The following is a 9,369-nucleotide window of genomic DNA, read 5'->3' as shown; positions in this document are numbered from 1 at the left end:
CGGGCGACATCCGCGGCTTTGTCGACCTGCGCCAGCACCAGCCGCGCCTCTTCCAGAAACAATCGCCCGGCCTCGCTCAGCTCGACCCGACGATTGGTGCGCTCGAACAATCGCGCGCCGACCTCTTGCTCCAGCGCCTGAATCTGCTGGCTCAGCGGCGGCTGGGAGATCCCCAGCACCTGTGCCGCGCGGCCGAAATGCAGTTCTTCGGCGACGGCGATGAAGTAGCGCAGATGACGCAATTCCATGGAAACCCCATTAGGTCGTTAAAGCTATCAAACAGGTCGAACAATATATTGGATAGAAACATTAGCCAGCTATATGATTTTTTCATTGCCTGCCTGGCCGTGCCCTCCGAGGTCTGAAGTGAAAACAGCTGTCGCCCCCCTGGCCCATGAAATCCCGCCTGCCGCCGCAGACGATGTCGTCGCCGAGCTGCAGGAGATCTACATCGAAAAAGGCACACCGATGTTCATGCGCACGGTGCTGGCACTGTTCAGCGGCGGCTTCGCGACCTTCGCTTTGCTGTATTGCGTGCAGCCGATGATGCCGCTGCTGTCCCACGAATATTCGATCAACGCCGCGCAGAGCAGCCTGATCCTGTCGGTGGCGACCGGCATGCTGGCCTTCGGTCTGCTGATCACCGGGCCGATCTCCGACCGCGTCGGGCGTAAACCGGTGATGGTCGCGGCACTGTTCGCCGCTGCGTTGTGCACCATCGCCAGTTCGATGATGCCGAGCTGGCACGGTGTGCTGATCATGCGTGCGCTGATCGGGCTGTCGCTGAGCGGCCTGGCGGCAGTGGCGATGACGTATCTGAGCGAGGAAATCCACCCCCAGCACATTGGTCTGGCGATGGGCCTGTACATCGGCGGCAACGCGATTGGCGGGATGAGCGGGCGGTTGATCACCGGGGTGTTGATCGACTTTGTCAGCTGGCACACGGCGATGCTGGTGATCGGCGGCCTGGCGCTGGTCGCGGCAGCGGTGTTCTGGAAAATCCTTCCCGAGTCGCGCAATTTCCGCTCGCGCTCGCTGCATCCGCGCAGCCTGCTCGACGGCTTCACCATGCACTTTCGTGACGCCGGCCTGCCACTGCTGTTTCTTGAAGCGTTCGTGCTGATGGGCGCGTTCGTCACTCTGTTCAACTACATCGGCTATCGCCTGTTGGCCGCGCCCTACAACCTCGATCAGGTGTTCGTCGGTTTGCTCTCGGTGGTGTACCTGTCGGGCATCTACAGCTCGGCGAAGATCGGTTCGCTGGCGGACAAACTGGGGCGGCGCAAAGTGCTATGGGCAACGATTGCGCTGATGTTCGCCGGCCTCGCGCTCACCATGTTCACGCCGCTGCTGCTGGTGATCGTCGGCATGCTGATTTTCACCTTCGGCTTCTTCGGCGCGCACTCGGTGGCGAGCAGCTGGATCGGCCGGCGCGCGACCAAGGCCAAGGGGCAGGCGTCTTCGTTGTACCTGTTCAGTTATTACGCAGGTTCCAGCATTGCCGGGACGGCGGGTGGGGTGTTCTGGCATCTGGGCGGCTGGAACGGGATTGGGTTGTTCATTGGTGCGCTGTTGCTGGTGGCGCTGCTGGTGGCGTTGAAACTGGCGAAGTTGCCGCCTCTTGGCGGTGTGAAAGCTTAAAAGCAAAAGATCGCAGCCTGCGGCAGCTCCTACAGGGAAATGCGAATCCCGATGTAGGAGCTGCCGCAGGCTGCGATCTTTTGATCTTGAAAAAACGCCCGGCATAAGCCGGGCGTTTTTTATTGGGTGGCGATCACTCGTGGTACTGCGCCGACAACTCATGTACCGCACGCAGGAACGCGCCGGCATGCTCCGGGTCGACCTCAGGGGTGATGCCGTGGCCAAGGTTGAACACGTGGCCGCTGCCCTTGCCGTAGCTGGCCAGAATGCGCCCGACTTCGGTGCGGATCGCTTCCGGTTTGGCGTAGAGCACGGTCGGGTCCATGTTGCCTTGCAGCGCGACCTTGTCGCCGACGCGGGCGCGGGCGTTGCCGATGTCGCAGGTCCAGTCCAGACCCAGCGCATCGGCGCCAGCCTCGGCGATGCTTTCCAGCCACAGGCCGCCGTTCTTGGTGAACAGGATCACCGGCACCTTGCGCCCGTCGTGCTCGCGGATCAGGCCGCTGACGATTTTCTTCATGTAGGCCAAGGAGAATTCCTGATACGCCGCCGCCGACAGGTTGCCGCCCCAGGTATCGAAAATCTGCACCGCTTGCGCACCGGCCTGGATCTGGCCGTTGAGGTACGAGGTCACCGACTGCGCCAGTTTGTCCAGCAGCAGGTGCATGGCTTGCGGGTTGTCGTAGAGCATCGCCTTGGTTTTGCGGAAGTCTTTCGACGAGCCGCCTTCGACCATGTACGTGGCGAGGGTCCACGGGCTGCCGGAGAAGCCGATCAGCGGCACACGGCCATTCAGCTCGCGGCGGATGGTGCTGACCGCGTCCATCACATAGCCGAGATCCTTGTGCGGATCCGGGATCGGCAGGGCTTCGATATCGGCCAGGGTGCTGACGACTTTCTTGAAGCGCGGACCTTCACCGGTCTCGAAGTACAGGCCCTGGCCCATGGCATCAGGGATGGTGAGGATGTCGGAAAACAGGATCGCCGCGTCCAGTTGCGGATAGCGGTCGAGCGGTTGCAGCGTGACTTCGCAGGCGAATTCCGGATTCATGCACAGGCTCATGAAATCACCGGCCTGGGCACGGCTGGCGCGGTATTCCGGCAGGTAGCGGCCGGCCTGGCGCATCATCCACACCGGGGTGACGTCAACGGGTTGCTTGAGCAGGGCGCGGAGGAAACGGTCGTTCTTCAGGGCAGTCATGTCGGCATCCGGAAAAAAAGTGCGGGCATTTTCTCAGAGCGCGACGCAAAAGGCACGGATGCAGGTCAGCCTTTTGTCTATCGGGTCAATTTATTGCGTTGGAATGCTGATTTTGCAACACCGCAAAACACTGTGGGAGCTGGCTTGCCAGCGATGCGGACACCTCGGTGTGCCAGATTAACCGAGGTGATGCTATCGCTGGCAAGCCAGCTCCCACAGGTATTGCATTGCAGTCAGCTAGACGGGTTTAGACACCCAGGTAATCAAGGATCCCTTCGGCGGCATTGCGGCCTTCGAAGATCGCCGTCACCACCAGGTCGGAACCACGCACCATGTCGCCACCGGCGAAGATTTTCGGGTTGCTGGTCTGGTGCTTGTACTGACCTTGCTCAGGCGCAACGACGCGGCCTTGGCTGTCGGTCTGGATTTCGAACTGTTCGAACCACGGCGCCGGGCTCGGGCGGAAACCGAAGGCGATGACCACGGCGTCGGCCGGGATGATCTCTTCGGAGCCCGGGATCGGCTCGGGGCTGCGGCGGCCACGGGCGTCCGGTTCGCCGAGACGGGTCTCGACCACCTTCACGCCTTCGACCTTGTCCTCGCCAACGATGGCGATCGGCTGGCGGTTGTAGAGGAATTTCACGCCCTCTTCCTTGGCGTTCTTCACCTCTTTGCGCGAGCCGGGCATGTTCGCTTCGTCACGACGATAAGCGCAGGTCACCGATTTGGCGCCCTGGCGGATCGAGGTACGGTTGCAGTCCATCGCCGTGTCGCCACCGCCGAGTACCACGACCTTCTTGCCTTTCATGTCGACGAAATCTTCCGGCGACTTTTCAAAGCCCAGGTTGCGATTGACGTTGGCGATCAGGAAGTCCAGCGCGTCATAAACGCCCGGCAGATCCTCACCGGCAAAACCGCCCTTCATGTAGGTGTAGGTGCCCATGCCCATGAACACCGCATCGTATTCGGCGAGCAGTTGCTCCATGGTCACGTCCTTGCCGACCTCGGTGTTGAGGCGGAACTCGATGCCCATGCCGGTGAAGACTTCGCGGCGATTGCTCAGCACGGTCTTCTCAAGCTTGAACTCGGGAATACCGAAAGTCAGCAGACCACCGATTTCCGGGTTCTTGTCGAACACCACCGGGGTCACGCCGCCACGCACCAGCACGTCGGCACAACCGAGGCCCGCCGGGCCTGCACCGATGATCGCGACGCGCTTGCCGGTCGGTTTGACCTTGGACATGTCCGGGCGCCAGCCCATGGCGAACGCGGTGTCGGTGATGTACTTCTCGACCGAACCAATGGTCACCGCACCGAAGCCGTCATTGAGGGTGCAGGCACCCTCGCACAGACGATCCTGCGGGCACACCCGGCCGCAGACTTCCGGCAGGGTGTTGGTCTGGTGCGACAGCTCCGCGGCCTGGAGGATGTTGCCCTCGGCCACCAGTTTCAGCCAGTTGGGAATGAAGTTGTGCACCGGGCACTTCCATTCGCAATACGGGTTGCCGCAACCCAGGCAGCGGTGGGCCTGATCGGCCGACTGCTGGGGTTTGAACGGTTCGTAGATTTCGACGAACTCTTTCTTGCGTTGACGCAACAGTTTCTTCTTCGGATCCTTGCGCCCGACATCGATGAACTGGAAGTCGTTATTCAGACGTTCAGCCATTGTTAAAACCTCATCAAACTCTTCAGGCGCATATCACTGCGGGTTGGCACGAGTGCTGGAAAGCAACGATTTCAGGTTGGCAGCCTTAGGCTTGACCAGCCAGAAACGACGCAGGTAGTCATCAAGGTTTTCGGCGAGTTCACGACCCCACTCGCTCTCGGTTTCCTTGACGTACTCGTTCAGCACGTTCTGCAGGTGGCTGCGGTAGGCTTCCATCGCCTCGCCGCTGATCCGCTGGATTTCCACCAGTTCGTGGTTGACCCGGTCAACGAAGGTGTTGTCCTGGTCGAGCACGTAGGCGAAACCACCGGTCATGCCAGAGCCGAAGTTGTAACCGGTCTTGCCCAGCACGCAGACGAAACCACCGGTCATGTACTCGCAGCAGTGATCGCCAGTGCCTTCCACAACCGTGTGGGCACCGGAGTTACGCACAGCGAAACGCTCGCCTGCGGTGCCAGCGGCGAACAGCTTGCCGCCGGTGGCGCCGTACAGGCAGGTGTTGCCGATGATGGCGCTGTTCTGAGTCTGATAGACGCTGCCCTTCGGCGGCACGATGACCAGTTTGCCGCCGGTCATGCCTTTGCCGACGTAGTCGTTGGCGTCGCCTTCCAGGTACATGTTCAGGCCGCCGGCGTTCCACACGCCGAAGCTCTGACCGGCCGTGCCTTTGAAGCGGAAGGTGATCGGCGCGTTGGCCATGCCCTGATTGCCGTGTTTGCGTGCGATTTCGCCGGAGATCCGTGCGCCGATCGAACGGTCGCAGTTGCAGATGTCCAGATCGAACTCGGCGCCGCTGAGGTCGTTGATCGCCGAGGTCGCCATGTCGACCATTTTCTCGGCCAGCAGGCCCTGGTCGAACGGTGGGTTGCGCTCAACGCCGCAGAATTGCGGTTTGTCCGCCGGGATGTGATCGCTGCCCAGCAGCGGGGTCAGATCCAGGTGGTGTTGCTTGGCGGTCTGGCCTTCGAGCACTTCCAGCAGATCGGTGCGACCGATCAGCTCTTCGAGGGAGCGCACGCCGAGTTTGGCCAGCCACTCACGGGTTTCTTCGGCGACGTAGGTGAAGAAATTCACCACCATGTCGACGGTGCCGATGTAGTGATCCTTGCGCAGCTTCTCGTTCTGCGTCGCAACGCCGGTGGCGCAGTTGTTCAGGTGGCAGATGCGCAGGTATTTGCAGCCCAGGGCGATCATCGGTGCCGTACCGAAGCCGAAGCTTTCGGCGCCGAGTATCGCAGCCTTGATCACGTCGAGGCCGGTTTTCAGGCCGCCGTCGGTCTGCACCCGGACTTTGCCGCGCAGGTCGTTGCCGCGCAGGGTCTGGTGGGTTTCGGCCAGGCCGAGTTCCCACGGCGCGCCCGCGTACTTGATCGAGGTCAGCGGCGATGCACCGGTGCCACCGTCGTAGCCGGAGATGGTGATTAAGTCAGCATAGGCCTTGGCCACACCGGCGGCGATGGTGCCGACGCCAGCTTCCGCGACCAGTTTCACCGAGACCAGCGCCTTCGGGTTGACCTGTTTCAGGTCAAAGATCAATTGCGACAAGTCTTCGATCGAATAGATGTCGTGGTGCGGCGGTGGCGAAATCAGGGTCACGCCCGGCACTGCGTAACGCAGCTTGGCGATCAGCCCGTTGACCTTGCCGCCTGGCAGTTGCCCGCCCTCGCCCGGCTTGGCGCCCTGAGCGACCTTGATCTGCAGCACTTCGGCGTTGACCAGGTATTCCGGGGTGACACCGAAACGGCCGGTCGCGACCTGCTTGATTTTCGAACTTTTGATGGTGCCGTAACGTGCTGGGTCCTCACCGCCTTCGCCGGAGTTGGAACGCGCACCGAGGCGGTTCATGGCTTCAGCCAGGGCTTCGTGGGCTTCCGGCGACAGTGCGCCCAGCGAGATACCAGCGGAGTCGAAGCGCTTGAGCACCGATTCCAGCGGTTCGACTTCACTGATGTCCAGCGGCGTGTCGAGGGTCTTGACCTTGAACAGGTCGCGAATCATCGACACCGGGCGGTTATCCACCAGCGAGGTGTATTCCTTGAACTTGGCGTAGTCGCCCTGCTGCACGGCGGCTTGCAGGGTGTTGACTACGTCCGGGTTGTACGCGTGATATTCGCCACCGTGGACGAACTTCAGCAGACCGCCCTGCTGGATCGGCTTGCGCGGACTCCAGGCTTCGGTAGCGAGAGCTTTCTGCTCGGCTTCGATGTCGACGAAACGCGCACCCTTGATGCGACTCGGTACGCCACGGAAGCTCAGCTCGCACACTTCTTCGGACAGGCCGATGGCTTCGAACAGCTGCGCACCGCGGTACGAGGCGATGGTCGAGATGCCCATCTTCGACAGGATCTTCAGCAGACCTTTGGTGATGCCCTTGCGGTAGTTCTTGAACACCTCGTAGAGGTCGCCCAGCACTTCACCGGTGCGGATCAGGTCGCCCAGCACTTCGTAGGCCAGGAACGGATAGACCGCCGAGGCGCCGAAACCGATCAGCACCGCAAAGTGATGCGGATCGCGTGCGGTCGCGGTTTCCACGAGGATGTTGGAGTCGCAGCGCAGGCCTTTTTCGGTCAGGCGATGGTGCACCGCACCGGTGGCCATGGAGGCATGGATCGGCAGTTTGCCCGGGGCGATATGACGGTCGCTCAGAACGATCTGGGTACGACCGGCACGCACGGCTTCTTCAGCCTGATCGGCAACGTTGCGGATCGCCGCTTCGAGGCCGACGCTTTCGTCGTAATTGAGGTCGATGATCTGCCGCTCGAAACCCGGGCGGTCGAGGTTCATCAACGAGCGCCACTTGGCCGGCGAAATCACTGGCGAGCTGAGGATCACGCGCGAGGCGTGCTCCGGCGATTCCTGGAAGATGTTGCGCTCGGCACCGAGGCAGATTTCCAGCGACATCACGATTGCTTCGCGCAGCGGGTCGATCGGCGGGTTGGTGACCTGCGCAAACTGCTGGCGGAAATAGTCGTACGGCGTGCGCACACGCTGCGACAGCACGGCCATCGGCGTGTCGTCGCCCATCGAACCGACGGCTTCGTAGCCTTGCTCGCCAAGCGGACGCAGCACCTGGTCGCGCTCTTCGAACGTGACCTGATACATCTTCATGTACTGCTTGAGCTGATCGACGTCGTAGAACGCCGAACCGTGGTCGTTGTCTTCCATGGTCGCCTGGATGCGCAGGGCATTCTTGCGCAGCCATTGCTTGTACGGATGACGGGACTTCAGACGGTTGTCGATCGCGTCGGTGTCGAGGATCTGCCCGGTTTCGGTGTCCACGGCGAGAATCTGGCCCGGGCCGACACGGCCCTTGGCGATCACGTCTTGCGGCTGGTAGTTCCAGACGCCGATTTCCGACGCAACGGTGATGAAACCGTTGGTGGTGGTGACCCAGCGCGCCGGACGCAGACCGTTACGGTCGAGCAGGCACACCGCGTAACGACCATCGGTCATCACCACGCCGGCCGGGCCGTCCCACGGCTCCATGTGCATCGAGTTGTACTCGTAGAACGCACGCAGATCCGGGTCCATGGTTTCAACGTTCTGCCACGCTGGCGGAATGATCATCCGCACGCCACGGAACAGGTCGATGCCGCCGGTGACCATCAGCTCCAGCATGTTATCCATGCTCGAGGAGTCGGAACCGACACGGTTGACCAGCGGGCCGAGCTCTTCCAGATCCATCAGATCGTTGCTGAACTTGGTCCGACGGGCCTGCGCCCAGTTACGGTTACCGGTAATGGTGTTGATCTCGCCGTTGTGGGCGAGGAAGCGGAATGGCTGGGCCAGCGGCCATTTCGGCAAGGTGTTGGTGGAGAAGCGCTGGTGGAACACGCAGATCGCGGTTTGCAGGCGCTGGTCACCCAGGTCCGGATAGAACGCGGCCAGGTCGGCCGGCATCATCAGGCCTTTATAGATGATGGTCTTGTGCGAAAAGCTGCAGATGTAGTGGTCGGTGTCGGCGGCGTTGGCCACCGACGAGCGACGACGGGCGCTGAACAGCTTGACCGCCATGTCCTGATCGCTCAGGCCTTCACCGCCGATGTACACCTGCTCGATCTGCGGCAGGCGTTCAAGGGCCAGGCGGCCGAGGACGCTGGTGTCGATCGGCACTTTGCGCCAGCCGATCAGTTGCAGGCCTTCAGCAAGGATCTCGCGGTTCATGTTCTCGCGAGCAGCTTCGGCCTTGGCCGGATCCTGGTTGAAGAAGACCATGCCCACGGCATATTGCTTGGGCAGCTCGACGCTGAAGGTTTCCTGGGCAATCGCACGCAGGAACGCATCAGGCTTTTGAATCAGCAGACCGCAACCGTCACCGGTCTTGCCGTCGGCATTAATCCCACCGCGGTGGGTCATGCAGGTCAGGGCCTCGATGGCCGTTTGCAATAGGGTATGACTGGGCTCGCCCTGCATATGGGCTATCAGGCCGAAACCGCAGTTATCCTTGAATTCATCTGGTTGGTACAGACCTGCTTTCATAGACACTTTCTCACCAGGCTGCCTCTTTTCGAGGCAAATTTCTTTTCAATTCAACCACTTGCTGACCGCGCCGAACGTACGCCGGCTTTGCGGGGGCAAAAGGGTGGTCATTGTACACAGCGACACAGACGCTCACAAATTTGACGACGAAATGTCGCAAATCTATGTCGCATTTGTGAAAGGTTTAAAGCGATATGCTGTGCTAGTCAAAACTTTTTTAATTCTGACCGCAACGACTCAAAGACTACTGTGACGCAGACACCACAAGGCACGCGACCTGGAAGGAAGCGCGCACTTGTAGAAATTTTGAGGTGCTTGGAGAGGCGGCCTGGGTAAGGCCGCCGAATCTTCAGCGAGTTGTTGCCAGTTCCTGTTGGACGCT

The 9,369-nt window shown here is 61.0% G+C and carries 5 protein-coding genes; 1 reads left to right on the top strand and 4 read right to left on the bottom strand.

Annotated elements, in window-relative coordinates:
- The coding region (locus DBR18_RS29045; RefSeq protein ID WP_256588667.1) for a LysR family transcriptional regulator at nucleotides 1-248 on the bottom strand (248 nt) is incomplete at its 3' end.
- 118 nt (nucleotides 249-366) lie between these two features.
- On the opposite strand from DBR18_RS29045, the gene DBR18_RS10670 reads away from it, so the two are divergent.
- Nucleotides 367-1,641 carry an MFS transporter gene (locus DBR18_RS10670; protein WP_108590288.1) on the top strand — a complete coding sequence of 425 codons (1,275 nt, stop codon included), beginning with the start codon at nucleotides 367-369 and terminating at the stop codon, nucleotides 1,639-1,641.
- A gap of 133 nt (nucleotides 1,642-1,774) precedes the next feature.
- Here DBR18_RS10670 and hemE read toward each other — a convergent pair whose 3' ends face one another.
- The 3 genes from hemE to gltB all read right to left on the bottom strand — a co-directional run bounded on the left by hemE (nucleotide 1,775) and on the right by gltB (nucleotide 8,987).
- Nucleotides 1,775-2,842 (bottom strand): uroporphyrinogen decarboxylase, encoded by a 1,068-nt coding sequence (gene hemE / locus DBR18_RS10665; RefSeq protein ID WP_007968321.1) that lies wholly within the window; start codon nucleotides 2,840-2,842, stop codon nucleotides 1,775-1,777.
- A gap of 247 nt (nucleotides 2,843-3,089) precedes the next feature.
- Complete coding sequence (locus DBR18_RS10660) at nucleotides 3,090-4,508, bottom strand: FAD-dependent oxidoreductase (RefSeq protein WP_007909438.1); 1,419 nt, start codon at nucleotides 4,506-4,508, stop codon at nucleotides 3,090-3,092.
- Between the two features lie 33 nt (nucleotides 4,509-4,541).
- Nucleotides 4,542-8,987 (bottom strand): glutamate synthase large subunit, encoded by a 4,446-nt coding sequence (gene gltB / locus DBR18_RS10655; RefSeq protein ID WP_108590287.1) that lies wholly within the window; start codon nucleotides 8,985-8,987, stop codon nucleotides 4,542-4,544.
- Between the last annotated feature and the right edge of the window lie 382 nt (nucleotides 8,988-9,369).

The sequence above is a fragment of the Pseudomonas sp. HMWF021 genome (genome assembly GCF_003061005.1).
Taxonomy (GTDB): Bacteria; Pseudomonadota; Gammaproteobacteria; order Pseudomonadales; family Pseudomonadaceae; genus Aquipseudomonas.
Note: the sequence above shows the minus strand (reverse complement) of the source record. Positions and strands in the feature narration are given on the sequence as shown.

Coding starts and splice junctions, on each gene's coding strand:
- DBR18_RS10660 (WP_007909438.1), bottom strand. CDS start 4,508: ATGGCTGAACGTCTGAATAACGACTTCCAGTTCATCGATGTCGGGCGC.
- hemE (WP_007968321.1), bottom strand. CDS start 2,842: ATGACTGCCCTGAAGAACGACCGTTTCCTCCGCGCCCTGCTCAAGCAA.
- gltB (WP_108590287.1), bottom strand. CDS start 8,987: ATGAAAGCAGGTCTGTACCAACCAGATGAATTCAAGGATAACTGCGGT.